This is a genomic window from Streptomyces sp. NBC_00239 (genome assembly GCF_036194065.1).
Lineage (GTDB): Bacteria > Actinomycetota > Actinomycetes > Streptomycetales > Streptomycetaceae > Streptomyces.
On record NZ_CP108095.1, the window covers coordinates 295517 to 320658 of the forward strand.

A 25142-nucleotide genomic window follows, 5' to 3' on the forward strand; every position below is an offset into this window, starting at 1 on the left:
CCGCTTCCCGTCGTCGGCAACCTTTTCGCATCCTGCGGCGACCAGGCAGTGCACCTCGACTCGAATCTTCGAACGGACCGACATGAAGACTGCACGGCAGGCCGCGCGGCAGCGCAGGCGTCGACACAGGCTGATGCTGGGTACGACAGTGACACTGACCGCCGCGGGCGTCCTCTTCTGCCTGGTGACGGCCATGTCCCCCGGCCCCGAGGCCAAGGCCGGGGCCGGCACCAAGGCCGGGGCCCGGACCGACGTGGCGGCCGCCCCCGCCGCCACCCAGGTGGAAGCCACACCGCACTCGGCCCCGACGAGCCCCGCGCCCCCCACGGACAGCCCGCATGCCGCGGCGACCCCGAGCGCGGCCACCGCGACGACCACCGCGGGGACGCCACAGCCCTCGGCGAAGACGACCCCACCGGCGGCGTCCACCCCGGCACCGTCGGCAGGACGCATCCAGCCCGGGACCACCTACAGGGGTGTCGCCACCGCCTACGCCGCCGGCGACGGCAACGGCGCCTGCCTGTTCGGCCCGAGCGACGACCTCATGATCGCGGCGATGAACACCACCGACTACGAGTCGTCCAGGGCGTGCGGCGCGTACGTGCGCGTCCGCGCCGCGAACGGCGCTTCGATCACGGTCCGGATCACCAACGAATGCCCACTGCCCTGCGCACCCGGGCAACTGGACCTCAGCCAACAGGCCTTCGCGAAACTGGCCGATCCCAAGGTCGGCCGCATCCCCATCACCTGGCGCCTGCTGAGCCCCAAGACGTCCGGCACGATCTCCATCCGGTACAAGACCGGGTCCAGCCCCCACTGGTGCGGCATCCAGGTGATCGACCACCGCAACCCGGTCGCACGGCTTGAGGTACGCACCGCCAAGGGCTGGCGGAGACTGCCCCGCACCGACTACAACTACTTCCTCTCCCCCGACGGCAGGGGGTGCGGCGGCGCGATGAGGATCACCGACATCCACGGAGAGCGGCTGATCGTCGAGGGCACCGCGCTGCTGCCGAACGTCGCACAACCGACCCGGGTCCAGTTCGCCGCGCACTGAACCGCGCCGCAGCCGGGTGGCGGCTCCGGTGCGGCGGATCGGAGTGTCCTGAGTGGTACCGGGCGCTGATACGCTGCCGCCCGAATTAACGAACACATTTGCGAAAGGGGCGACCGCCGGACATGGTCCTCGATGACGCGTCCGCGGAATTCCACGACTTCTTCGAACGCCACTACGCCGAACTCGCCCGGTTCGCACACCTGCTGACCGGCGAAGCAGACGGTGCCGACGATCTGGCCGCGGACGCCCTGATCGCGCTGTGGCAGCGCTGGGACCGGCTGCGCCAAGCCGAGCACCCCCTCGCGTACGCCCGCGGCGTGGTCGCCAACCTGGCACGGTCACGGATCCGCAGCGCGGTGCGCGAGCGCCGCCGGATCGCCTTGTTCTGGTCCCGCGGTGCCGAGCCGTCGCACGGTACGGACGTGGCCGCCGTGGTGGACGTGCGGACCGCTCTCGCCCGGTTGCCGTTCCGGAAGCGGACGTGCGTGGTCCTGCGGCACGCCTTCGACCTGTCGGAGAAGGACACCGCGCTGGCACTCGGAATATCGGTCGGTACGGTGAAGAGCCAGACCTCGAAGGGAATGGCCGAACTGGAACGGATGCTGGGCACCACTGGAGCAGCCGGGGAACTGTTGGCGGGGAGGAGGAGCCGATGAACGAGGAGCTCAACGGGCGGCTGCGGGCAGCCGCCGAGGCCCACCAGCCCGACCGCGCCCGGATCCTGGCACGCGTGGAACGCGGCATGTCCGGCGCCCCCGGCCGCCGCCGCGAGCCGTCCGGCGCGAGGCCCTGGCCCAGGGTCGCGCTCGCCTCCCTCACCGCGGTCGGCACCCTGGCGGTCGGTGGTTTCGCCGTCGCCGCCATCGTCCGGTCACCGCCGGCCCGGCCGACCGTCTCGGTCACCCCCGCCGCACCGTCCACACCTTCCGCACCCTCCGCATCGTCCGCGCCGTCCGCGTCCGGGACGGCCCGCCCGACGCCGTCGGCGCCCGCCGCCGGCGGCCCGACCACACCGGACCGCTCGCCCTCGACGAGCCCCGGCCCCACGCCGTCAGGCAGCGCCGACTCGTCCCGGCCCGGCAGCGCGCACGTTCAGGACGGCCCTCTGTCGTCGGCAGGCTCCGTGAACCCGAGCAGCAACGCCTACTGGGCGCAGGCCGACATCACCCTCAGGACGACCCAGCCGCTCACCGCACTCACCGTGGAACTGCGCATCACACAGACCGGCGGAGTGCAGAACACCGGCAGTTGGCGGACACTGCCCGCGGACGACTTCACCGTCGCCGTCCGTGACGAAGGTGCGGCCCTGGTCTACCGCTGGATCCTCAAGCCGGGCCGTACGGTCCCGGCCGGGCAGCACATCTTCGCCGGCCAGTACAACCACGCCGCCGGCGAGCGCGAGGCCGGGCACGACGGCTACCGCATCGACGCCAACGGTCCCCGCGGCGCCCTCTCGGTCCGGGGCGGCTTCACCCCGGCACGATGAGGCCGTGCGCGCAGCGGGGTCGGAAACCGCCCACGCACCTGCGCGCGGCCTGCCGGACCCTCGCCGAGCGGCGCGTGGCCCCGCTCCCCCCGGCCCGTGGGCAGAACGGCGCCGGCCGCCGCACGCCCACGGGCCGAAGCGATCAGGACGGGTCGCCGTACACCACGCCACGGCCGTAGCCGCCCAGGTACACCCGCCCGTACACGTCGGGGTCGCCACTGATGACGCTGATGGCGCTGCCACCGAACTGGTGCCGGTCGTCGTTGATCCGGACCCAGACCGAGCCGCCGTCGGTGGAACGGAACAGCCCGATGACCCCCTTCACCTGCCCGGAGAGGTAGAGCGCCTGGTACCCGGCACCCGGGGCCGCCTTGCCGAAGCCGACGCCGCTCGCCCGCTCCACGGCGCCGAGCTTGCCGAAGCTCCTCCCCCCGTTGGTGGAGTGGAGGAGTCCGTTGCCCCCGCCGGCGATCCACAGGTCACCTGCGAGGCCCGGAACCGCCCTCAATTGCCCGCCGCCCAGGCCCGTGGCCCGGGCGGTGAAGTTCTTCCCGCCGTCGGTGCTGGCGTACAGGGTGCCGCCACCGAGGGCGTAGAAGGTGTTCGCCGCCGAACGGTCGGCCACCACGGCCGTGCCCTTGGGCAGACCGGAGGCCGCCGTCCAGGCCGAACCGCGGTTGGTCGAGGAATACGGGACCTGCCCATCGGGGGCCCACACCACGGCGGCGCCGTCCGCCGAGACGGCAACGGAACCGCCGCCCGCGTCGCGCACCGGCGCTGCGGGGAAGGGTGTCCAGTCGACTCCGCCGTCGGTCGAGTAGGCCCCGTGCTGCTCACCACCGAGACCGACCCGCACCATGAACTGCGGCTTCGACTGGGCGAAGTCGATACCCGTGGTGTTGGTGAACAGCGGTCCGGACAGCGCCTTGGCGGGCACCTTGGTGAGGTCCTCGTGCCGGAACCCGCTGACATCGCCGAGCGCACTGATCAGAGGAAGACCGGGGGGCTTGATCAGTCCGAGAGTCGCGGTCTCCTCCAGGCCCTTGGCCGGGATGGTCCAGTGTGTCGCCCGCCCGGTGTCCGCCGCGGTCACGTCGTTGCTGCCCCATATCCCCGACCCGGTGCCGTACAGCACGCGCCCGGAATCGAAGGGGTCGATGGCCAGGGCGCCCATCCAGTGACCGATGCCGGTGCCCACGTAGGGCGCTGCGGAGTTGTCCCGGACCGAGGTCGCGCCGAGCGCCTTCCAGGAGTCGCCGCCGTCGGCCGACCGGTAGATCTCGTCCGAGGGCCACCACCGGTCCAGCGTGGTGACCATGACCGTGGACGGGCGCTGCGGATCGACCGCCAGCCCGGCGAAGCCGTAACCGCCGCTGGACGGCGAGATGTTCTTCCAGCCCCCGGTGGACGGAGTGTGCTTCCACACCGAACCGGCCGTCACGCCGTTCGGGCCCGGCGCGTTGGTGTACGTCAGGTAGAGCGAGCCGTCGCCGGACAGCACACCGTGCTGCGGCAGCTGCCCCGTGGGCCGGCCGGGCACGGCCTGCCAGGTGCTGCCGCCGTCGGTGGATCGGTACAGCGAGGTGGTCTTGTCGGCCACCCCGACGTAGATCGTCCGGCTGCCGGACGGGCCGAAGGTCACGAAGGAGAGGCCGACTCCGCTGCTCGCCCCGTCCTTCACGGGGAAGCTGCCGACCTGACTCCATGTCACGCCGTAGTCGGTGCTCCGCCAGAGCCCGTTCTTGCGGGTACCCAGGTAGAGCGTGCCGTGGTCGGAGGGGTCCAGCGCCAGCCGCTCGCCCATGGACCGGCCGTCCTCGTTGCCGCCCAGTTTGAACGGCAGGTCGGTGCGCTGGAACGTCCTGCCCTGGTCGGTGGAGCGCAGGATCGCGCCGTTGCCCGCCCAGTCGTTGGTGTAGGTGCCGCTCGCGAGGTACAGGCGGTTCGGATCGACCGGGTCGGTCGCCACGCTCTCGATCCCCAGCAGGTTCCAGTCGCCTCCGCCGATCCAGTCGGTCAGGGAGGTCCACCGGGCGGCGGTCGCGTCCCAACGGTACGCGCCGCCGATGTCGGTCCGCGCGTACAGCAGGTCCTTGCGGGCGGGGTTAAAGACCAGCCCGGTGACGAACCCGCCACCGACGATCTGCGCGTTGTGCCAGGTGTACCTGCCCGGGCCACCCACCTTCACGAGCTTCCACCGCTGGTTGGTGCTGCCCCGGTCCGCGTACTGGATGAGCGGCACGCCGTCGCCGGTGGAGCCGCCCCACACGTCCAGCACCAAGCCGCTGCTCCGGGAGACGAACTTCACCGCCGCGCCGCCGACCTCCTCGATCTTCCACTGCTGCGCGGAGGCGCCGAGGTCGGACTGCTGCTCGACGGCCGCCGCCGACTGCCTGGAGGCACCTCGCACACCGAGGACCTTCTTACTGCTGCGGTTCTCCAGCTCGTAGTAGCCGTCCCGCGTCGGCCTCAGCCGCCATTGCTGACTCGCGGCACCGGCCACGCGGCTCTGCTGCCGTGTCCAGGCGCCGTCCGCTGTGTCCGCCCCGGGCACGCCCAGCACCTTCCCGCTGCGCACGGACACCACCTCGTAGTAGCCGCCGGAATCGAACGTCGCGGCCTCCGAGTCGGCCTGCACGAACAGCAGGTAGGGGCCGAGCACCCCGGGTACGCCCAGCACCAGACCCATCGATGTCCAGCGCCGGCGGTGGCGTCCACGCGTACGTCGCTCGCCACCGGCGGCGTGCGTGCGCCGACCGCGACGGTGCGCGGTGGGATCCGTCTCGTTCATGGGGGGCTCCTTGCTCCGGCCCTGCCTCGCGCACCCGCTCGGTCGGCGGTGCGCAGCGGCATGCGGCGGTGTGATCGGACGATCCGCGGGTGTGATCGTCTTCGTGTCGCCTGTGAGTCGCCACAGCCCCGAAGAAGGTTGCCGCCCACCGAAGTCCTCCGCACTGGGCCTGGAATGGGCGTGACCTCGGGGGCAGTCGGTCGTTGAGCCGGATGGTCAAGCGAAGTGCACTGAGAGGCCCCGGGCGTCAACGCCCGGGGCCTCGTGCTGTCGGTGGCCGGCGGCTCCGCCCGGATGCGGGCGCGGGCCTGCAACGAGCGCCTCCCGCGAGGCCCAGGGCGACTGACGGCGGCCGCCGCCGCGAAGATCCACCGCCCTCGCACGCTCGCGCGGGCTGTCGCAGTATCGGTGAGAGGCCGGGCGGGTGCGGCGACGGCGAGCGAAGGCGGGCCGGTTGTGAGCATCACAATCCGCTTCGGCAGGTGGACGTGGGCCGTAGGCGCCAGAATCGCCTGATTACCCGACGAATAGTCCGTAGGGGGCAATTTCCTGCACGACCCCTATGTGCCTCGGACATGATGCGCTGTCATATTCCTGCCAGATTGCCCCGTTCATCTCGTTGTACCCAATCAGGGGAAGGCAGGAAAATGGGCAGGTTCAGGTACGGAACCACGGCGTCGGCGATCGCGCTGGCCGCCTTGGGATCGCTCGCGGCCGCGGGAGGCACGGCTCACGCGGAAGCGGCTCAGGACACCATCAGCATGCTGAAGCAGGAGAAGACCCAGTGGTGTTGGGTCGCCTCCGGGCTGACCATCGCCAAGTTCCAGGGCTTCGGCTCAACACAGACGGACTTCTGCAACCGGGCTCAGCCCTACTACGGCTGCAACAACCAGCCCGCCACGCTCGACGACATGGCCAGGGGCTGGAGCAGCCTCGGCCTGGCCCACACCGGCTCGGGCCTGAGCAGCGCGGCCACGTTCAACCAGGTGTACACCGACGTCAAGGCGGCCCGGCCGATCGGTGCCCGCATCGGGTGGACGTCCGGCGGCGGCCACATGAACGTGGTCTACGGCTTCGACACGTCGAACAGCACGATCGCCGTGGCCGACCCGTGGCCGGACACCACCACGTACACGTGGTGGAACTACAACGACTACGTGAGCAACAGCTCGTCCAAGTGGACCCATTCCCGCATCGGTATCTCCCGCTAAGGCAGGCGACATGCGCGACACCAGCGGCACCGAAATGTCCAGCAAGCGGGCGGCCTCTCGCTTCTCCCGCCTGTCCATCGTCCTCGCACTGGGTGCATCCGCACTGCTGTCCGTCGTCGGTCCGACGCACGCGGCCCCGGCGAAGGACCCTCTCCCGGCCGACATCCCCGACTACCAGGCCGCCCTCGACGCGGTGAAGTCCACCGACGTCCGCAATGCCGTCTGCCGCTTCCTGCGCACTCCGGTGCCCACCGGCAGCGCGGGCGGGCCTGTGCAGACCATCCCCGAAACGGCCGAGCCGTGCCAGGGCCTCCCCGTCTTCACGATCAAGGACCCGGTGGCACGGAACGAGGTCACCCCCGGGTTCGTCGCGGGCACTGCCCAGCCACTGCCCACCGAGGCGATCAGGCTGACGCAGCTGGTCTCCTCGCTGAGCACCACCGTCAACGGCCGCAACGCCACCGTCATGCTCGCCCCCACCCAGGGCGGCGGCTGGCACCTGGCGGCCGTACGCGACGGCGACAGCGACGCCGCATACGCCAGCAAGGCCACTCTGGGCACGCTGGTCTTCACCGAGCCGCAGATCCGCGGCTGGTACCAGCTCAAGCTCACCACCGTCGAACCTCTCAACGACCAGGCCCGGGAAGGACTGGGCGGCCAGGCATCGGTGTCGCTCAGCGACTACCAGAAACTGGTCAAGGCCCGCTACGCCGACAAGCTCCCCGGCTCGGAGTACGACACCAAGGGCTACTCCAGCGGCTACGGCACCCCGCGCAAGGCGGACGACGCCTCGCCCTCGACCCTGCTCCTGGCCAGCGGTTCCGGCGCGGCACTCGCCCTCGCGGGCGGAGCCGTCGTGCTCCGCCGGCGCCGGCGCGCGAGCACCCACTGAGCCCAACCCCGGACCGCCTCCTCGGTCCGTCCCCGGCAGCCAGCCGGGGACGGAGCGAGGAGGCGGTCCGGCTGGGACCGCCACGACGGTCCGGCCATCGCAGGGACTATCGGTTGCGCCCAACCGGCAAGTCTCCGAGCTGGATGCCGCGGGCTGGGCGGGCGTGCTCGAAGAACAGGTCTCCGGTTGGCTCGACGAACTTCCCTTGGTCTCAGGCATCACAGAGACCGTGGCCTGGTGCCGGCAGAACGGGTTGGTGCCCGTACTGGCACCGCTCGCCTGGTCACCGGTCGGCAGCTACCTGACCGACCGCTTCGGGTTCCACGCGTTCAGCGGGCCTCGGCTGGAGACCACCGACGGCCGGTTCACGGGTCGGGTCGCCCGTCATTTCGATGAGTACGACAAGCGAGATCTCGCCCTCGAGCAGGCGCGAGAGCTGGGGGTGGCTGCCCGCTCATGCGGGGCTGTCGGGGACAGCCGATCCGACCTGCCGCTGTTCGCATCCGTCGGGTTGAGTGTGGGGTTCAACGCCTCGGCAGGCGCGCGGGCGGCGGCGACCGTCACGGTGGACGACGACGACCTGCGGGGCGTGCTGCCCTTCTTGAGCGGCTTGGTCACAGCCACTCGTTGACGGCCGCGACGAGGACGGTCGCCTCGTAGTGGACAGCGAGCTTGTCGTACCCCGTGGGCCACGGCGCGGTGCCCCTTGCGGCGATTGATGCCGCACTCGACCGCGTGCCTGGCCTGGTAGTCCTCCGGGTCGAACTTCGGCGGACGGCCGCCGCGGGAGCCGATTTTCATTCGGTTGCGGGCCTGGTCGGCCTTGTCCGGGATGGTGCAGCGGATGCCACGTCTGCGAACCGGCTCCGGGTGTCTCACGCTCCCGCTACGGGTAATAGGGGGCCGGCGCGAGGGTATCGAAAGGTAAATGACAGAGTGAGCCGGACCATTGACGGGAGGCCAACCACCCATGAGCCAGGACGACACCTCGCCGGCAGCCGAACCGCACGTGCCGACCTCCGAGGAGCGAGCGGCCCGGGACCGGGTACGCCGGCGGGCGACGGGTATGACACACCACCAGACCGCCGAGGCACTCAAGGCGGCCGAGAAGACCTCAGGCAAGCCGGAGACGGACACAGGGGTCCGCGCCGAAGTCGCCGAATGGCAGCGCATCACCGACCTGCTCTACGACCACGGCGGCCCCTACACGCCGGATACCGACGCCTATGTCCAGGGCCAGCTGACCGCCCGGAGGAACCAACAGGCCTCCCGCTGAGGCCCACCAGCATTCCCCCGCCTCTCACGCTCCAGCCGAACGAGGGGCGCTCAGTACAGGCGGCGCAGGGTGAACGCACGGGCCGGACGGCTGGTGTCCGCGGCGAGTTCGGTGAGGGCGGGGCGTGACCGGGAGGGCACGAGTGCGTTGTCACCGATGGCGCGCCCCACCACCGACCCGGCCGGGTCCGGGGACTGTTCAGAAGCCGGTTCACGGTGGGACGGCCACTGGCAAACCTCTGGAGTGAGACAGCTGTGTCGGAGCGGACGCACGGCAGTGCTTGGCCGGTCAGTGTGCTGGTGACGGGTGCGGCCAGCGGGATCGGGCTGGCGACTGCGTTGCAGCTGGCCCGCGAGGGCCGACAGGTGATCGGGACGGCCCGCTCCGAGGAGAAGGCTGACGCGCTGGTCCGCAACGCCCACGCTCAGGGCCTGACGCTGGACGCGGTGGTCATGGATCTCACCGACCCGGCGTCGTGTCAGGAGGCCGTCGCGAGAGCGGCCAGCCTCACCAATGGTGGCCCTCACGCGTTGGTGGCCAACGCCGGCATGCCGCTGACGGGTGGGATCACCGATCTGCCGGAAGACCGGATCCGCGAGGTGTTGGAAGTCAACGTCGTAGGAACGCTGCGGATGTGCACGCTGGTGCTGCCCGCCATGCGAAGGCGGGGCCGGGGGTGGATCGTGATCGTCTCTTCCGCCGGCGCGCGGATCCCTTCACCGATGAACGGTTGGTACACGGCCAGCAAGCACGCGCTCAGCGCGGCAACGCACAGCCTGCGCATGGAGACCCGCCGCCACGGTGTTCGGGTGGTCCTCGTCGAACCCGGCACCGTCGCGACCCCGTTCTGGGACCGGGCCCAGGAGGACCTTTCCTCCCTCAGCGCGGGACTCGCCGACGCCGACGTCCTTGACCGAGCCTCGAACCTCTTCTCCCGCATCCATCAGTCGGCAGGCGGCCCTCAGCCGGTGGCCCGCACCATCACCAAGGCCCTCGTCGTCCCGCGCCCGCGTCGCAGATACACCGTCGGCGTCGACGCCCACCTGGGTGCCGCCCTGCAGTGTGCGGCGCCTCTGTGGCTCAGCGACCAGATCAAGACCCGTCTGTCCGCCCTCCACACCCCTGTTGCCGCTGCACCCACCCGTGTCGGGCAGGCAAGCGGAAGCTGACGGACCTGCAGAGGTTTCCAGTGCCCGGCGAGCACCGCTGCGGCCCGTTCACGCAATGCAGTTCGCACCGACAAGTGCGCCCGGCCCGATCTCTCGTTGCGGGAGAGGTGTTTGTCCACGCCGGCCGCGTGACGGTACTCCCGCCGTGATCGTTGCACTGATGGCTTGGAGGTCACGGTCGGTGCCACCAGGGGCCGTTGAGGTACGCACGACCAGGAGAGCGTCTTGTCCTTCGAAGAGCTCGTGGTGTCAGCCTTCGGCGGATACAAGTCCGAGGGGCGTACGCTATGGCACCGCGCCCCCGCGGCGGGGACGGTGGTACTGATCGGCGGGGCCCTCCAGCGCAAGACGACATGGGGCCGCTTCGAAGCGGTGCTGGCCCAGAAATTTCACGTGTTCACCGTGGACCTGCCCGGGTGGGGTGGTGCGGACACGCTGCCCGCCTCCTACGGCGTGGACTTCCTCGCGGCCGCGCTACAGGACCTGCTGGGGGTGGCCGGACACCGGCGGGTGCACGTGCTCGGCGCTTCGTACGGGTCGGGCATCGCCTACCGCTATGCCCAGACCTATCCCGAGGCGGTACGCAGCATCGCCCTGGCGGGACCGCTCCTGTGGGTCCCCGACGATGTCCGGGAGGATCTGCGGCGCAGCGTCCATCTACTGAACGGCGAGCGGATGGACGAGTTCGCGGAATTGAGCGTCGGCACCATCCTTCGCTCCAGGCCGGGTGCAAAAGTCACCCGCCGGTCGGCGGTGCACCGCATCCTGCATTCCATGTTTCGCTGCATCGACGACGCGGACAGGCAGAAGTATCGCAACAACACCCTACCGGTGCGGTCAATACACCCAGGGGCACGCCGAACCGGTGCAAGTCCTCAGGCGTCCTCGTCCCGGTCCTCGTCGGTGAGGAAATGGACGTGGTGCAGTTCAGCGGGTGCCAGCGGGCCGAGCCCGAGCAGGTCCGGGTCCTCCCGGACCTGCTGCCAGAACTCCGCCTCCGTCGGTGCGGTGCCGAGAACCATCCACGGCGACCCGTACTCCGTCGCCGCCGCCCACACCCCAAGCCGACGGCCACCCGGTCCGTACAGTGCCTCGCCGACCGGGGCCTCCTGCATCTCGGCCACCAGGTCGGAGGTGTGCCGCTCCGGGCATTCGGGCGCCAGACCGTCCCGCTCCCACTCCGTACGCAGCCGCTCCGTCGCCGAGTCGGCGGCGCGGTCGGCGTCGTCCAGCGCCCCTTGGACGGCGTTGGAGGCGGCGGGCCGGAGCACGCGTACCAGCAGCTCGTGCCCGCACGGCCGGTAGGTGAAAAGTCTGAAGATGCTGATCGCAGCGCCCACGGAACCATTATGCCGACGCTGTTTCGAGGCGGAGCACCGCATCGTCCTCCCGGAGCCGTACCGGACGTTCGTGGCGGAGATCTGCGACGGGCTGCGCGCCGGTCCGCCGTGCTACGGACTGCTACGCGAGATCGCCGAGAACCTCGCGCGGGACAGGCGCACGGGCCTCCTCCAGGTGACCTGCAGGAGGTCAAGTGCGGCCTCGGAGCCGGCTCTCGGCCACCTCGGTGATCCACCGCACACCACCCCGGCTGGACTCCCGTCGGCGGTCCCGCGTAAACATGGATCATGCCCGAAGAGTCTCCCGCCCCTGAATCCCCGCTGGTGCAGAGCCTGCGCACAGCCGTGGCCGCTGCCCCCGAGGACGTCCCTCTACGGCTGCACCTCGCGGAGTTGCTGCTGTCCGCAGGTCTGCACGACGCTGCAGTGACGGAGGCCGCGGCGGCCTTGCAGCATGCTCCGGGGGACGGAGCGGCGCGGGAGTTGATGGTGCGGGCGATGGGCCTGCCGGCCTCCTCCGCGCCCGCGGCCGCGCCCGCGGCCCGGAACACGTCGACGGTCGCTGATCCTGCGTCGTCGTCCGTCGAGTCGGCAGCATCCCTCGGTCCGGCCGCGGCAGCCGAACCGGCGACGTCCGCCGAACCGGCCGATACGTCGGAGCCGGCGGCCGCCGCCCCCGAAGAGTCGTCCCGTCGCTCCGGATTCGACTGGCGGGCGGCCGAGCAGGAGGTCGACGGCATCGTCGAGCCCCGCTTCGTCGAGCCCCCGCTCAGCGCCGACGGCAGCGGCGACCCCGGAAACGCCGACGCCTGGGAGGTGTCCGCTCCCGGCGTCGTACGGCTCGCGGACGTCGGCGGCATGCAGGAGGTCAAGGACCGGCTCGAAGCCGCGTTCCTCGCGCCGATGCGCAACCCCGAACTGCGCAGGCTGTACGGCAAGAGCCTGCGCGGCGGGCTCCTCCTCTACGGGCCGCCCGGCTGCGGCAAGACCTTCATCGCCCGTGCCGTCGCCGGCGAACTCGGCGCGAACTTCCTGTCCGTGTCCGTCAGCGATGTCCTCGACATGTGGATGGGCAACTCCGAACGCAACATGCACCAGGTCTTCGAGACCGCCCGCCGTCAGGCGCCCTGTGTCGTCTTCCTCGACGAACTGGACGCGCTCGGCGCCAAGCGCAGCCGTACGCAGCACAGCGGCATGCGCAACACCGTCAACCAGCTCCTCACCGAGCTCGACGGCATCGACTCCGCCGCCAATGAAGGCGTGTTCGTCCTCGCCGCCACCAATGTCCCCTGGGACGTGGACATCGCGCTGCGGCGTCCGGGACGACTCGACCGCACGCTGCTCGTCCTGCCGCCCGACGCCACCGCCCGGGAGGCGATCCTCCGCTACCACCTGCGCGAACGTCCCATCGAGGCCGTCGACCTGGGACGTCTCGTCAAGGCGACGGACGGCCTCTCGGGTGCGGACCTGGCCCACGTGTGCGAGTCGGCGGCCGAGAACGCGCTGCTCGACTCGGTACGCACCGGCCAGATCCGCATGATCGGAACGAAGGACCTGCTCGGCGCCGCGAAGTCGGTGGTCCCGTCGACCGAACCGTGGTTCGCGGCGGCGCGGAACGTGGCGATGTTCGCCAACGAGGGTGGCATGTACGACGACCTGGTGACCTACCTGAAGAAGAGGCGGAAGCTGTGAACGGGAATCCGGTGCTGGGGCGCGCCGCCATGCTGCAGGAGGCGGGCCGGTACGAGGAGTCCAAGGCCGTGCTGGCCCCCCACCTCGCCGAGGAGCCGGACGACGAATGGGCGTGGCAGGTGCTCGCCGTCGCCCACGAGAAGCTCGGCGAGTACGAGCTCGCGGAGCGGGCGGCCACCGAGATGCTGCGGATCGCGCCCGGGCACGTCGGCGCGCTCATCCTGCTGTCCCGGGTGCTGCTCCGACTGGGCCGGCAGTCCGAGGCCCGGGAGGCGGCAGAGGAGGCCGTGCGCAGGGCGCCCGACAAGTGGCCCGCGCATTTCGCGCTGTCCGAGGTGCTGGTCGCCCATGCGACGGCCCCGCCCGCCGACCACGAACGGGCGTACGAGGCGGCCCACGAGGCGGTGCGCCTCGCCCCGCACGAACCCGACGCCCACCAGGCCCTGTGCTTCACAGCCGTACGCACGCAGCGTCAGGACGTCGCGAAGCAGGCCCTGGTCGAATGGCTGCGCCTCGACCCGTCCAACAAGACGGCCCAGGCCATGTACACCGACGCGATGGCCAGCGGCCCCGACGTTCCGGCCGCCCGGGCCGCGGACATGTACTCCGCGGGCCTGGCGGGCGCACCGCAGTCCCCGATGCTGCACAGCGGCCTCGACCATGCGACGTACCGCCTGCTGCGGGGTACACGCTGGCTCGCGCTGGTCTGCCTGGCAGCTGCGGGAACGATGATCGACCTCTTCGCCACCGCCAAGGACCCGATCCTGCGGGAGCTGCCCGTCCCGCTCGGCAACCGGATCTGGGTGCTGATGATCATGGCCGCGATCTGGGGCTTCGGCGCGCTGCTGCGCTACCGCCGGCTGCGTACCGGGGTGCAGCTCAACATCCGCTCCCTCGTACGCCGTGGCCGCTGGGCCCCGATCGTCCTGGCACAGGCCGCGTGCACCATGCTCTGCGCACTGCTGATATCCCAGATTCCGTGGACCGATCGGGGTGTGCCCCAGGTCCTCTTCTGGGCCGGTCTGGTGGTGCCGCTTTCGACCATGGCGTACGACCGCAGGAAGACCGGGTGACTTCCGCCCGCTGTCCTGCTGTCCCGCTGTCCTGCTCGGTCTTCGGCATGAAGCTCTGACGACGTCCGGGATCCGAACAACCGCGTACCGCCTCGCCTGTTCCAGGGCCCGGCCCTTCCCCGGTGGGCGAGCCCAACTGCCGGCGGGGAAACGGAAGCACACACACCATGTGGATGATGTGTCACCGCGTCAGAAACGGCTTTGCACTGTTCGGCAAATGCGAGTTATGGTCCCAATGACCAATCTGACCTGGCAGTGTGCCGGAGGGGACCGATCGGGCAGCAATGCCCTGGCGGACCGGGCGCTGAAGGTGTTCATGTGTGCAGCAGGGGGATTTGTGAGGCGTAGGCCTACGCGTTCTGTGTTTCCGGGCGGCTTTCCGAGCTGCCGAGCGATTCTCCGGACCGCGGCGCGCGGCAGCACGCCCGTCACGATGAACGCCTCACTCGGCTCGCCCTCTCACCCTTCTTCACTCTGACTCGTCAGGTGCCGGCAGGCCTCTCGGCCTGAACGCATTCGTGTTCCGGCTCTGCGCCCTCCGGCCCCGACGGTGGATCAGGTGCTGCGCCGTGCGAACCGCGGTGCACCTTCTGTGTGCCTGCCCCGCGCGGCTGCCGGACTCCCGCAGAGCGCCTGCCGTCACTTTCACATACTCATGCCCAGCCGCCGGTTTCCCGGCGGCAGAGGAGTCTTCGCACCACCATGCACACCCATCACACCACTTCCATACGCATGCGGCGGATCGTCACACGGGGCCTGGTGACCGCCACCGCCCTCGCCGCCGTCACCGGCGCCGTCGCGCCGAGCGCGGTCGCCGACCACACCCCCGGGGCCGCGGCATCGGACGCCGTGGCCCGCGCCGCGGGCATCGGGACGACCGATGTCCAGCGCGTCGAGGCCGCGGCCGTGGTCCGTCTCGACCCGGCCCCCGACCTGCTCCTGCTCAGCGACTACGACTTCATCCACGCGCTGTGGCAGAAGGCCAGCGACACGGGTGAGAAGCTGGAGGCGGTGCGCACCGCCTCCGAAAGGGCGATGGCCAGCACCTCGGCCGAGGACCACGTGCGGTTCATCGTCTCCGGCATCCACGAGGCGTACAGGCTCGACCAGCAGCGCGAGCGGGACAAGGCCGAGGCCGAGCGGGCGGCCAGGCTGGCCAAGTCCCAAGTCCTGCTTGTCATCGGCATCCCCAGCACCCCGGAGCTGCTGGCCCTCGCCGACGACAACTTCGTCCGGTCCGTCGCCAAGCACGCGGCCTCCGGCCCCGAGGTACGGGCCGCGGCGCTGAAGGCGCTGCTCGGCGAGCCCGCGGACTGGCGGGAGTTCATCCTCAACGGCGCCCGCGAGGCCCACAAGCGGGACGTCGCCAACGAGCTGAAGGAACTGGAGGAGAAGAATCGTAAGGAGGCCGAACGCCTCAAGGAACTCGCGGCCCGGAAGAACGCCGCGGCCCTCTTCCGCCTTACGCCCTCCCAGGCCATGCTCGAGCTGAGCGACGACAATTTCATCCGCGAGTTGCTGCGCCTCTCCCCCGCCGACCTCCAGGGGACCGAGCTCTACGCGGAAGGGCAGCGCGCCACCCTCAGCTCCGACCCCGGCGCGTGGAAGGCCTACATCCACACCGGTGCCGAGGCCGCGTACAAGCTCGATGCCGAGAACCGGCGCAAGAAGCTCGCGGCGGCGAACCGCAAGCTCGCCCTGCAGATCCAGGCCGCCGCGCAGAAGAGCGGGGTCAACCCCAATCTGGCCGAGGCAGCCATGAAGGCGCTGGCCGGCAGCGATGAGGACGTCGCGCTGTTCCTCAAGCCGGACACCCAGGAGCTGCTCAAGCGCCAGTCCCTCAGGGTGCGGGACGGCGTGGAGTACGCCCGCCAGGCCGGCACGGACGGCGGCAGGGCGGTCCTGAGCCGCCTCTCGGGCAGCAGCTCGCTGAACGACCGTCAGGACGCCACCTGGGTTGTCGTGCCTTCCCTTGCGAGCGAGCCCGGCTGCTACTCCTTCGAGTCCGTGCGCAGGCCCGGCTACTACCTCAGGAGCGGCGAGGTCGAACAGGGCGCGCTGCGGGTGGAGATCGCCGCCGACGACCGAAGCGAAGCATTCCGTAAGAGTGCCAACTGGTGCGTCCGCCAGCCCCCCGTGCTCCCCGAGAACGGCGGAGTGTCCTTCACGCAGGCCACCGACATGGGCCTGAAGTGGCTGTCGCCCACGACCCGGGACGTCTTCGCCCGCTCCGACTTCAAGTTCCCCGCGACCGGCTTCGGATCGGGTGGAAACACCGGCACGCCGAAGGTCCGCCTGGCGGTCTGGACCATGTCCCCGCCACTGGCCCCCTGACCTCCTGTCCCCCGCCCGTCCCCGCTGACGCGCACAGTCTCCCCCCACACGCCGGCCGACCGGCAGGAAGGGTCCGCTGGAATCACTTCCAGCGGGCCCTTCCCGATGCCCGGCGCGCCCACTCCGCCTCGCCCGGCTACAGGCACCGTGCAATGGTGCAGCGGCCGGAAGGTCAAGGGGTGCGCATCGCCTCTGGGCCCATGGGCTGGGCTGGCTACTTGCCCACGGGTCGTCCCGGGCCGGTAGCGGGAAGGGACTGCGATGGGGATTCCGGAATCTCCTCGGCCGCGTCCGCTTCGACCGCGCGGTCCCGGACAAGGCGAAGGTGCTCCCTACTTCCAGACGAGGACGTCGATGCGGATGGTGTGCAGCTTCCGGTCGACCTGCGCGACGGTCACCCGGACGTAGCGTCCCTCGCTGCTCTTGACGCACAGGACCATGCCCTGGGTGACGTCGTCGTCGGCGATCTGGCCGTTGAGATAGCCGGGCTGTTCGCACGCCGCCTTGGTGGGCGCCGCCTGCACCTTCAGGTAGTCGACCCACAACGTCCCGTCGTGCGACAGGTACACGTCGCTGGGAAAGATGGTCGCCTCGTAGCCCCACTCCGGCGCGTCCTCGTACAGCTCGTCCAGTTCGATCCTGTGGCCGCCCTGGATCAACAGGTCATCTTGCGCGCGTCGCACGGTCGGCGAATCGGCCCCGGGCTGCGGCGGGACGGACGTAGGCGTAGGTGTCGGACCGGGTGTGCCGGCCGCACCGGATGCGGGTACACGCGTGCTCGGGGCGACGCTGGAGGGCGTGGCCCGAGGCGTGTCCGGGACGGGCCATTTGGCTGCCACAGCCCCGATGACAGCGGCCAACACCGTGGCGGCTGCCGGGACGGTCAGGGCCGGATTCCGCCACCACGGTCGGCGAGCGGAAGCCGTCACCTGATCGCCCGCCGGCTCGGAAGCCGCGCTTCCCGCTTGGCTGCCACCGCCCGAGTCCTCGCGGTTGGTGAACTGGCGCGGCGCGTACACGACCACGGCCCGGCGCCCCGAACCGGTGAAGCACATGTTGCCGAGCCACAGGTCGGTCTCGAATCCCGGCTCGGCGAGGGTGGCAACGGTCCGCCACACGTATCCGGACCTGGCGTCGGCGACCATCAGGTGGAGGCCGGTGGGATCACCGGCCGTCGTCCACGCCCGGTCCTGCGAACGCCGCCAGCCGCGCGGCAGGATCGCGTCCCGTTGTGCCGGGGCGACGGCGGTCCGCTCTTCGGCGGCGGGGGCGGCCGCGGCGCCCGCCACCGGGGTGGCGGCCGGTGCGGCCGCGGTACGGGCCGCGGCCGGCGCGACGGCGACCAGGGAACTCACCATCGCCACGGCCACCGCGAGCGCGGCCGGCTGGGGACGACGTCTGCGTCGGCGTCCCGTGACAAACCAGTTGTACATGCGGGCTCATTTCAAGGTTGATGTGCGAGAAGCGAGGAGCACGCCCGGGACGGCGTACGCGAACGTCCCGGAGCCGGCGGCGGCGCGCCGGGCGCGGCGGGTCAGAAGTTCCCGGTGCACTCCGTCCACCAGCCGCCGTCCTGGAACCAGGCGGTGTGGCAGCCGATCACGTTGTCGGAGAACGACACCATGCCGGTCCAGCCGGTTTCCTGCGGGTACGCCTTCAGCTCCGTTCGGGCCGCCAGGCCCTCCGTGCTCAGCGACTTGATGTACACGGCGCCGGAGAACCCGTGGTAGTTCGAGTACCGCACCCAGGCGGCGTTGCATGCGTAGGAGGCCCTCAACTCGACCACGAGCGATCCGCCCCGAGCCCTCTTCGTGTCGAGAGTCCTGCCGTCCGTGCAGCCCATGGCCTGCGGGTCCTTGCCATCGCACCCGTGGCTGTAGCAACCGGCCGTGGCAGCGGCCGAGGCCGTACCGCTCGTCGGCAGCAACATCCCGGCCGCCAGGGCCAGTACGGCCAGCCCCGACCGCACGACCCGCTTGCGCACCACGGCACCCGCGCTGTTCGACTTCGTGAGCATGACGCTTCCTCTCCTCTGATCCCGCCGTCACGATCACCGCGACGTGCCGCCATCAAAGGCGCTCCGGAGCCCCCTCATCGACCCTCCGACCACTTCCCGCACGATCTCGCACACCCCGACTCCGATGTCCGGGCAGGTCAAAGACGTGTGTGGGTGCACGGCCCGCCGGGCCTGCAGGACGGTAACTCCCCCCAGACCGTCTCCCTCGCTCCGGAACGGGGCCTCCGGCCTTCAGGTCCGGCCACGGCACCAGCCGCGTTCCCCAGCAGCGCTGGGCGTGGTCGCATAGCGGCCGCGCCCAGCGCTCCGCGGCCCCAAGCCGGGTAGGTGGCTTGGACCATACGGATAGCTCCGTGGCCCGAGCGGCGCGATGGCCGGGGCGGCGCGCGAGAGTTGTCTTCCGGCCAGATTGGCGCAGGTACCGGAAGTACAGGCTGGAGCCGGCCCCGCGTGTGGTGAGGTGGACGCGTCGGCTCGCGCCGAGAGGTGACGACGACACCGCGGTTCGTTCCACCATCGCACCCGTGAGGGGAGCAGGGGCATGGCCAAGGACAAGGGCGGCAACGCGGACAACAGCGGTGGCGGAGGCGGCAGTCACGCCAAGCCGGACGCACCGCTGTCGGGGGGTACGCCGCCGCCCGGAAACTCCGACGGGCAGGTACCGAACCCGGACAACGGCAATGGCACCGGCAAGCGCCGCAAGTAGCCGGAATCCCATGACACTCGAGGACCGTCACCGCGCGCTGGCGGCGGCCATGGACGCTCAGGGACTGTGGCCGACGGAATCCGACTGGGTCCGCCGGGCCATCCTGGAGGCCCTCCCCCGGCACTCGTTCGCCCCGGGCACACTCTGGGCGTGGAACGGCGTCGCCTACGTCCCCGTCGAGCGCGCGGAGCGCCCCGAGGAGTGGGCGGCGCTCGTCTACGGCGGCCCGTACGACTCGACGATCACCCAGGTACGCGACGGCCTGCCCAGCTCGAGCCTCTCGTGCGTCTCCGTCGTCGCGGACATGCTCGACTCGCTCGAGGTGGAGCCGGGCCAGCGCGTCCTGGAGCTGGGCACCGGGGCCGGCTGGAACGCGGCTCTCCTCGCCGAACGGGCGGGCCCCGGGCTCGTCACGACCGTCGAGGTCGACGCTCGCCTCGCGTCCGCCGCACGCCACCGCCTCGAACGCGCCGGGCTGGACGTCGCCATCCACGTCGGCGACGGGAACGCCGGCCGGCCGGGCGAGGCCCCGTACGACCGGCTGGTGTCCACCTACGCCGTCGACCGGATCCCCTGGGCCTGGGTCGAGCAGACCCGGCCCGGCGGCCGGATCGTCACCCCGTGGGGGCGCCTGGGGCACGTCGCGCTCACCGTCGCCGACGACGGCCGCTCCGCCACGGGCTGGATGCAGGGCCTCGCGATGTTCATGCCGCGCCGCGGCGCCGACCAGGGCCGCGCCTTCCACCAAGTCCGCGCCGACAGCGTCGACAGCGCCGGGCGCGGGTTCGGGACGCTGCGCCGCGACCCCCGGCTCCTCGGCGACCCCCACCTGCTCTTCGCCCTGCGCGTCTCGCTCCCCGACGTACGCATCAACGTCTCCGCCGCCCCTGACGGGTTCACGGTGGAGGCCCACGACGGCCACCACTCCTGGGCCGTACGGTCCGGAAACGACCGCGAGTTCCGAGGCGGCGGCCCCCGCCCCCTCCTGGCCGAGATCGAAGCGGCCTGGGACCACTGGGAGGAATACGGGTCGCCAGACCTGTTCGACTTCGGGATGACGGTCGGCCGGGACCGCCAATACGTGTGGTGCGGGTCCGCCGACTCCGGGCCCTGGGACGACCGGCAGTAGACCGACCGGCGACGACTCCTCCAGCACGATCCGTCCCGGATGTGGTCGGTTCGACCCTGACGGAAGGCTTCCACTCGCTAGCGCTGCGTAAACAGCGGAGGAAGGCGGGCTGATGGCGACGCTGGTCGTGGGGTTCCGGCTGGGCAATGACACCACCGGCCGGCAGGTGACGGTGCTGGTGACCGCGCGAGGTGTCATGCACCGCGCTCACGGCCTGTACGGGAAGCCCGCGAGGCTGTCCACGCCGGAGCCGTCGATCGCCCTGACCACCCGGAGCCCGTTCTTCGCAGGCGAGCACCCGCTGGCCCGCCCCCTCGCCGACCTCCGGGAACGCCACGCTTCCTCCGCAAAGAAGGGCTTCACCCGCACCCTCATCCCGCCGGCCGTCGTCCGCCTGGACGTGGACGAACTTCCGCTGGATGCCCTGGCACCGCACCGCGAGCTGATCCAGGCGTTCATCGGCACGGCCCCGAACACGCCACGGTCCCTCGACGCCGCCATCAACGAATTCCGACGCGCCCTCGGCCTGCCGACCCGGCCTGCGAACATCCCTTGGGCGCCCCGCGACCGGGAGATCCCACCGAGAGTCGCAGCGATGCTGCGTACCCTCGCCCATGGTTCCCCGATCACCTCTCCGCAGCGGCCTCCGGTGGGCTGGACGGTCACCGGCCAAGGCGTGAGGTTGCACGTCGGCCAGGCGGGCGAGACGCTCGACCGGCGGGCAGTGGTAGACCTGCAGGCAGCTCTCAGCGCATGGCTTCACTTCACGAAGAAGGCCGGGGAATCGTCCCGTTGATCGGCCGTGCGAACCGGACCGCAGTCGAGCGTCAGCGAAACGTATGCCGCACGTAAGGGCAGTCGGCCAGGATGTGGCCGTGTGAACGCCTCGAGGCTTTGTCCTGCTCAGCCCGTCGCCGGTGCATGCGGCGCCTACGCGCCCGAACCCGGCCTCCGAGGGCTCGTACGCGCGACCCCTGCGGGGGACCGCCATCCCCGTTGACCCATTCGGACCCATTCGGATCCACCGACCAAAACAGAAACGTGAAACCCATCAGAATTCCTGAGGCATGCAGACGCTGGACAGCGGCGACATGCGCGCTCGCCCTGATCCTGACACTTGTCCAACTGGCGGTCGCAGCACCCCCTGCCCGCGCGGCCGTCAACGACTACAGGTTCGCAACATGGAACATGCAAGGTTCAGCCGGGGGAGCGAAGTGGCTGGACAATATCATGGGATTCTTCGAAGACCGCTCGTTGTATGGGCCGCGGAATGCCATTCTCATGATGCAGGAGGCGGGCGCGATGCCCCCTTCCTGTGACGGCCGCACCACTGTGCAAACCATCGACGCTCACTACACTCAATATGTCAACGGGGTGGGGAGGGCGGCGATAGATCAAATCAATTTGTATGCATGCAACTTCGGGACCTCCGGTCGGCCCACCCACACCCTCTACTGGATCCATACCGACACGAACCCGAATCCGGGTAGCGGCCGGGTCAACATGGCCATCATGGTCAGGCGGGACCAGCTCAAGGGAAATGTTCCAGAACCGCTCGTGGTCCAGCCGGACACGATGTCGGACGGCGGAAAGCCGAGACCGCTGATCGGTGTGCGTGTCGGCAACGACTCGTTCTACAGTGTTCACGGATTCTCAGGCAGCGGGAACGATCGACAGCGCGCCTTGGCTGCAGTCCGCGAGCGCGGCTCTCTTCCCAATGGGGAATGGGTGGTGGCCGGGGACTTCAACTACAATCTCCAGGGTCCTGGAGGTCCGGACAGCGCATTCCCGACACTGCCGCCCGGAAACACCCTGATGAGGTCGGGTGAATACACTCACCACGATAGAAACCTCAACGAGAACAGTGAACTGGACTACGCCGTATCGAGCAGTCCGCCGGCAGGGGGAATCCGCGTGTCGCGGATGGCCAACCTGGAATCCGACCACTGGCCGGTGGAGTTCAATTCCCCTGCTGTCCAGCCTCCGTGCGCAGGGTTCGGAGTCACGGACAACAGCGATCCCTGCGTACCGCCGCCCTCCACGGCCGCGCGCAGCACAGGGGTGCGTTTCAGTAACCACACCGGTTGTGATCTGACGTTGGACCGGCTCGGGCTGCAGCTGCCGCACGGCATGTGGACCGCGGCCCCGCCCGATCGCATCGCCCGGAACCAGGGTGCGGCATGGGGCTCGGAGAGCTCGGGGATCGGCACCGGGACGGAGGGCAGGGTCCGGTACGTCACCCAGAACTGCTCGACCATGAGCGATGACAACCGCCAGGTGCAGCTGCACTGGGACAACCCGTTCATCGGCTCCAACGGCTACGACGAGCTCGGCAGCGACTATTCCACGTTCAGGATCGACCGTGAGGGCGGCGTCGGCAACAATGCCGTCGTGACCTGGACTGTCGGGCAGAAGCCGACGGCCATCGTGGCGATGGGTGACAGCTACATCTCGGGCGAGGCCGGCCGCTGGGCCGGGAACGCGAACACCGGGAACGGCGGCTCCGCCTGGGGCACGGACCGGGCCGCGTTCGCCTGCAACGCCGATGAGAGCAACTGCCGGCACGACCTCCAAGGGGTCTACCGGGACAGCGGCTATGACGGGGGAAGCGGGTGTGACCGCTCCGACGTGTCGGAGATCGCCGGCGCCGAGATCGACGGCATCCCGCCCGAGCGGCGGTTCAACCTGGCGTGCTCGGGGGCGACCACGGACCACGTGGTCCAGAGCGGTTTCAAGGGGGAGAAGCCGCAGGTCGAGCAGCTGAAGGAGCTGGCGAAGCTCTACCAGATCAAGACCATCGTTCTGTCGGTGGGAGGCAACGACCTGAACCTCGTCGGGGCCATGCAGCAGTGCGGGATCAACTTCATGACCAACATGAAGTCCTGCAAGGCGGCAGGGGTTGACGGCCTGATCCGGGAAAAAATCCCCGGAGTCGAGGACAAGGTCGTGGGCGCGATGAACGCCATCCACGCCGCCATGCGCTTCCAGGGCTACGACAGCAGGAGCTACCGCCTGGTGGCCCAGTCCTACCCGGGCCCGATCGCCGACCCCGCCCACTACCGCTACCCGGCGGAGACCTACGAGCGCTACACGTCGGGCGGATGCCCGTTCTACAACGAGGACGCCACCTGGGCCAGGGATGAGATCATTCCCGCCGTCAGCACGATGCTCAGGAGCGCCGCACGGCGCGGAGACGCCTTCTTCCTCGACATGCAGGACGCGCTCGCCGGGCACGAGCTCTGTCACAGCGGCGCCGGGCAGGCCACCTCGGCCAACACCCTGGCCAACCCGCTCCCGGCGGCGCAAGCCGAATGGGTACGCTGGTTCCCGGGGTACTTCGGGGCTCAGGGCAACACTCAGGAAGCCATCCATCCGAACGCCTACGGACAGCAGGCACTCAGCGACTGCCTGACCCAGGCGGACAACCAGATCAGCAGCGGCGGCCGGGAGTTCCGGTGCACCGCCTCCGCCGGATCGTCGAAGCCCGCCGTGCAGACGGTCTCGTCCGACCCGAACTACTCCAGCGACTCGGTCAACCGGGCCGTCGGCTTCCTCACCGCCACCCAGGACCGGTTCAGCTCCCTCGTGCGCGTGGACGACGGCACCGAAGAGCCCCCGCTGCCTCCGTCCCTTCCGGGCCTCCCGCAGCTTCCTCTCCCGCCCATTCCCGCCCACAAGGCGATGAGGCTGAGCCTGCCCCAGAGCTACACGGGCGGCTTCTTCGGGCCCGGAGGCGCGTTCGGACCGGCCGGCTACCAGTCGTCGTTCACCTACGACAACGCCGTGACCATCTACGCGCTCCTCAAGCACGGCACCGGCGACGGCCTCGACCACGCCAAGGTCCTGGGCAACAGCCTGCTGTACGCCCAGGACCACGACCCGGTGAACGACGGCCGGATACGGGCCTCCTACCTGCCGGACCCGTTCGTCACCACCCTCGGCCGGGACTACCCCGTCGGCACCCCCTACATCGGCGGCTGGTCGGTCTACACCGGGAACATGGCCTGGGCCGGCATGGCGTTCGCCCACCTGTACAAGGCCACCGGCGACAGAACGTACCTCGACGGAGCGCTGCGGGCCGCGAACTGGATTCAGACCAACTCCGCCGACACCCGCGGCGCCGGGGGCTACACCGGCGGCTACGCCGACACCTCCGCGGCGGAGGACGGCAGCGGCATGGTCCAGCGGACCTGGAAGGCCACCGAGCACAACATCGACGTCGGCGCCTTCTTCGCCATGCTGAACCAGCTCACCGGGGACCAGGTCTGGAAGGACCGCTCGGACGGCGCCTTCGCGTTCGTCAAGACCATGCTCAGCGCCGACGGCAACCACCTGTGGACCGGCACCGGGCTGGACGGGGTCACTGTCAACGAGGACGCCGTCCCCGAGGACGTCCAGACCTGGAGTTACCTGGCCACCCTCGACCCCGCCTACGGACGGGCCGTCGACTGGACCGCCGGGCGCATGGCCGCCACCGACGGGCCGACCGACCCCACCACCGGCCGGCCGATGTTCAGCGGAGTCAGCTTCAGCGCCGTCGACACCTCCGGCGTCTGGTTCGAGGGCACCGCGCACCTGCTGGCCGCCTACCAGGCGCGTAAGGCCCCCGGGGACTCCGACAAGGCCGCGAAACTGATCACCACGCTGCAGAAGGCTCAGGCATACGCTCCGAACGCCGACCGAGCGGGAATCGTCGCTGCCTCGCACGACGGCCTCGACACCGGGCAGGGTGACCGCTACTACGCCTCCCGGCACACTGGTGCGACCGCCTGGTACGTCGTCGCCGCGAAGGGAGGAAACCCCTTCCGGCTCTGATCTGAACCGACAGCCAATCGAAGCAGCCGTGTCCGGCCCCGGCACCCGCCGGGGCCGCACACGACTGCTTCAGCAGGTCTGCCGACCTTGACCGGCTCCGCCACCACGCCTCCCGCACCGGTTCGATGTCGCCAACATCCAACCGCCAACATCC

At 70.2% G+C, this 25142-nt stretch carries 18 protein-coding genes and 5 pseudogenes; 18 read left to right on the plus strand and 5 right to left on the minus strand.

Going from position 1 to position 25142, the window contains the following annotated elements; translation table 11 throughout:
• The first annotated feature begins 133 nt into the window (after positions 1-133).
• The 3 genes from OG764_RS01470 to OG764_RS01480 all read left to right on the plus strand — a co-directional run bounded on the left by OG764_RS01470 (position 134) and on the right by OG764_RS01480 (position 2543).
• Positions 134-1057 carry an expansin EXLX1 family cellulose-binding protein gene (locus tag OG764_RS01470; protein ID WP_328966515.1) on the plus strand — a complete coding sequence of 308 codons (924 nt, stop codon included), beginning with the start codon at positions 134-136 and terminating at the stop codon, positions 1055-1057.
• Between the two features lie 122 nt (positions 1058-1179).
• Entirely contained in the window at positions 1180-1713 is a 534-nt protein-coding gene (locus OG764_RS01475) for a SigE family RNA polymerase sigma factor (RefSeq protein ID WP_328966516.1), read from the plus strand.
• Positions 1710-2543, plus strand: a complete 834-nt coding sequence (locus OG764_RS01480) for a hypothetical protein (protein WP_328966517.1) — start codon at positions 1710-1712, stop codon at positions 2541-2543. The genes OG764_RS01475 and OG764_RS01480 overlap by 4 nt, the downstream gene beginning before the upstream one ends.
• A 142-nt stretch (positions 2544-2685) precedes the next feature.
• Here the strand turns inward: OG764_RS01480 and OG764_RS01485 are convergent, their stop codons facing one another.
• Positions 2686-5232, minus strand: coding sequence for an RICIN domain-containing protein (locus OG764_RS01485; protein ID WP_328972848.1), 2547 nt, complete (start codon positions 5230-5232; stop codon positions 2686-2688).
• Positions 5233-5981: 749 nt separating this feature from the next.
• Here OG764_RS01485 and OG764_RS01490 point away from each other — a divergent pair.
• The 3 genes and pseudogenes from OG764_RS01490 to OG764_RS01500 all read left to right on the plus strand — a co-directional run.
• Positions 5982-6545 carry a papain-like cysteine protease family protein gene (locus tag OG764_RS01490; RefSeq protein ID WP_328966518.1) on the plus strand — a complete coding sequence of 188 codons (564 nt, stop codon included), beginning with the start codon at positions 5982-5984 and terminating at the stop codon, positions 6543-6545.
• 10 nt (positions 6546-6555) lie between these two features.
• Complete coding sequence (locus tag OG764_RS01495; protein ID WP_328966519.1) at positions 6556-7437, plus strand: hypothetical protein; 882 nt, start codon at positions 6556-6558, stop codon at positions 7435-7437.
• Between the two features lie 121 nt (positions 7438-7558).
• Positions 7559-8068 (plus strand): annotated as a pseudogene (locus OG764_RS01500) (HAD family hydrolase); the annotation flags it as partial.
• Here the strand turns inward: OG764_RS01500 and OG764_RS41650 are convergent.
• Positions 8052-8298: pseudogene (locus OG764_RS41650) on the minus strand (IS5 family transposase); the annotation flags it as partial. The pseudogenes OG764_RS01500 and OG764_RS41650 sit on opposite strands and share 17 nt — an antisense overlap.
• Before the next feature lie 109 nt (positions 8299-8407).
• Between OG764_RS41650 and OG764_RS01505 the strand changes: the two are divergent.
• From OG764_RS01505 to OG764_RS41655, 3 genes and pseudogenes are all read left to right on the plus strand, one after another.
• Entirely contained in the window at positions 8408-8713 is a 306-nt protein-coding gene (locus tag OG764_RS01505) for a hypothetical protein (protein WP_328966520.1), read from the plus strand.
• A 254-nt stretch (positions 8714-8967) separates the two neighbouring features.
• Positions 8968-9882 (plus strand): SDR family NAD(P)-dependent oxidoreductase, encoded by a 915-nt coding sequence (locus tag OG764_RS01510; RefSeq protein ID WP_328966521.1) that lies wholly within the window; start codon positions 8968-8970, stop codon positions 9880-9882.
• Between the two features lie 315 nt (positions 9883-10197).
• Positions 10198-10662 (plus strand): annotated as a pseudogene (locus OG764_RS41655) (alpha/beta fold hydrolase); the annotation flags it as partial.
• A 95-nt stretch (positions 10663-10757) separates the two neighbouring features.
• On the opposite strand, the gene OG764_RS01515 reads toward OG764_RS41655, so the two are convergent.
• Positions 10758-11222: a hypothetical protein gene (locus tag OG764_RS01515; RefSeq protein ID WP_328966522.1), complete on the minus strand. Its 465-nt coding sequence runs from the start codon at positions 11220-11222 to the stop codon at positions 10758-10760.
• A gap of 16 nt (positions 11223-11238) precedes the next feature.
• On the opposite strand from OG764_RS01515, the pseudogene OG764_RS01520 reads away from it, so the two are divergent.
• From OG764_RS01520 to OG764_RS01535, 4 genes and pseudogenes are all read left to right on the plus strand, one after another.
• Positions 11239-11346 (plus strand): annotated as a pseudogene (locus tag OG764_RS01520) (SMI1/KNR4 family protein); the annotation flags it as partial.
• Positions 11347-11510: 164 nt separating this feature from the next.
• Complete coding sequence (locus OG764_RS01525; protein WP_328966523.1) at positions 11511-12914, plus strand: ATP-binding protein; 1404 nt, start codon at positions 11511-11513, stop codon at positions 12912-12914.
• A complete protein-coding gene (locus tag OG764_RS01530; RefSeq protein WP_328966524.1) occupies positions 12911-13987 on the plus strand; it encodes a tetratricopeptide repeat protein in 1077 nt (358 codons plus the stop codon). The genes OG764_RS01525 and OG764_RS01530 overlap by 4 nt, the downstream gene beginning before the upstream one ends.
• Positions 13988-14689: 702 nt before the next feature.
• Complete coding sequence (locus OG764_RS01535; RefSeq protein ID WP_328966525.1) at positions 14690-16321, plus strand: AbfB domain-containing protein; 1632 nt, start codon at positions 14690-14692, stop codon at positions 16319-16321.
• A gap of 332 nt (positions 16322-16653) precedes the next feature.
• Here the strand turns inward: OG764_RS01535 and OG764_RS01540 are convergent, their stop codons facing one another.
• Both OG764_RS01540 and OG764_RS01545 read right to left on the minus strand, forming a co-directional pair.
• On the minus strand, positions 16654-17754 hold the full coding sequence (locus OG764_RS01540; protein WP_328966526.1) for a hypothetical protein: 1101 nt from the start codon (positions 17752-17754) through the stop codon (positions 16654-16656).
• A gap of 101 nt (positions 17755-17855) precedes the next feature.
• Positions 17856-18338 carry a DUF2690 domain-containing protein gene (locus OG764_RS01545; RefSeq protein WP_328966527.1) on the minus strand — a complete coding sequence of 161 codons (483 nt, stop codon included), beginning with the start codon at positions 18336-18338 and terminating at the stop codon, positions 17856-17858.
• Positions 18339-18879: 541 nt separating this feature from the next.
• On the opposite strand from OG764_RS01545, the gene OG764_RS01550 reads away from it, so the two are divergent.
• The 5 genes and pseudogenes from OG764_RS01550 (at position 18880) to OG764_RS01565 (ending at position 24988) form a co-directional block, all read left to right on the plus strand.
• The gene (locus OG764_RS01550; RefSeq protein WP_328966528.1) at positions 18880-19044 is read left to right on the plus strand and encodes a hypothetical protein; all 165 of its coding nucleotides are present in this window, start codon (positions 18880-18882) and stop codon (positions 19042-19044) included.
• Between the two features lie 10 nt (positions 19045-19054).
• On the plus strand, positions 19055-20173 hold the full coding sequence (locus OG764_RS01555; RefSeq protein WP_328966529.1) for a methyltransferase domain-containing protein: 1119 nt from the start codon (positions 19055-19057) through the stop codon (positions 20171-20173).
• Positions 20174-20285: 112 nt separating this feature from the next.
• On the plus strand, positions 20286-20969 hold the full coding sequence (locus tag OG764_RS01560) for a hypothetical protein (RefSeq protein WP_328966530.1): 684 nt from the start codon (positions 20286-20288) through the stop codon (positions 20967-20969).
• Between the two features lie 392 nt (positions 20970-21361).
• A pseudogene (locus OG764_RS41660) lies at positions 21362-22108 on the plus strand (endonuclease/exonuclease/phosphatase family protein); the annotation flags it as partial.
• A 162-nt stretch (positions 22109-22270) separates the two neighbouring features.
• The gene (locus OG764_RS01565) at positions 22271-24988 is read left to right on the plus strand and encodes a GDSL-type esterase/lipase family protein (RefSeq protein WP_328966531.1); all 2718 of its coding nucleotides are present in this window, start codon (positions 22271-22273) and stop codon (positions 24986-24988) included.
• Positions 24989-25142 lie beyond the last annotated feature (154 nt).

Excerpts from the sequence above, each read along its gene's own strand:
- OG764_RS01550 (WP_328966528.1), top strand. The coding sequence starts at position 18,880 with ATGGCCAAGGACAAGGGCGGCAACGCGGACAACAGCGGTGGCGGAGGC.
- OG764_RS01495 (WP_328966519.1), top strand. The coding sequence starts at position 6,556 with ATGCGCGACACCAGCGGCACCGAAATGTCCAGCAAGCGGGCGGCCTCT.
- OG764_RS01555 (WP_328966529.1), top strand. The coding sequence starts at position 19,055 with ATGACACTCGAGGACCGTCACCGCGCGCTGGCGGCGGCCATGGACGCT.
- OG764_RS01485 (WP_328972848.1), bottom strand. The coding sequence starts at position 5,232 with ATGGGTCTGGTGCTGGGCGTACCCGGGGTGCTCGGCCCCTACCTGCTG.
- OG764_RS01480 (WP_328966517.1), top strand. The coding sequence starts at position 1,710 with ATGAACGAGGAGCTCAACGGGCGGCTGCGGGCAGCCGCCGAGGCCCAC.
- OG764_RS01560 (WP_328966530.1), top strand. The coding sequence starts at position 20,286 with ATGGCGACGCTGGTCGTGGGGTTCCGGCTGGGCAATGACACCACCGGC.
- OG764_RS01490 (WP_328966518.1), top strand. The coding sequence starts at position 5,982 with ATGGGCAGGTTCAGGTACGGAACCACGGCGTCGGCGATCGCGCTGGCC.
- OG764_RS01525 (WP_328966523.1), top strand. The coding sequence starts at position 11,511 with ATGCCCGAAGAGTCTCCCGCCCCTGAATCCCCGCTGGTGCAGAGCCTG.
- OG764_RS01475 (WP_328966516.1), top strand. The coding sequence starts at position 1,180 with ATGGTCCTCGATGACGCGTCCGCGGAATTCCACGACTTCTTCGAACGC.
- OG764_RS01505 (WP_328966520.1), top strand. The coding sequence starts at position 8,408 with ATGAGCCAGGACGACACCTCGCCGGCAGCCGAACCGCACGTGCCGACC.
- OG764_RS01540 (WP_328966526.1), bottom strand. The coding sequence starts at position 17,754 with ATGTACAACTGGTTTGTCACGGGACGCCGACGCAGACGTCGTCCCCAG.
- OG764_RS01545 (WP_328966527.1), bottom strand. The coding sequence starts at position 18,338 with ATGCTCACGAAGTCGAACAGCGCGGGTGCCGTGGTGCGCAAGCGGGTC.
- OG764_RS01470 (WP_328966515.1), top strand. The coding sequence starts at position 134 with ATGCTGGGTACGACAGTGACACTGACCGCCGCGGGCGTCCTCTTCTGC.
- OG764_RS01535 (WP_328966525.1), top strand. The coding sequence starts at position 14,690 with ATGCACACCCATCACACCACTTCCATACGCATGCGGCGGATCGTCACA.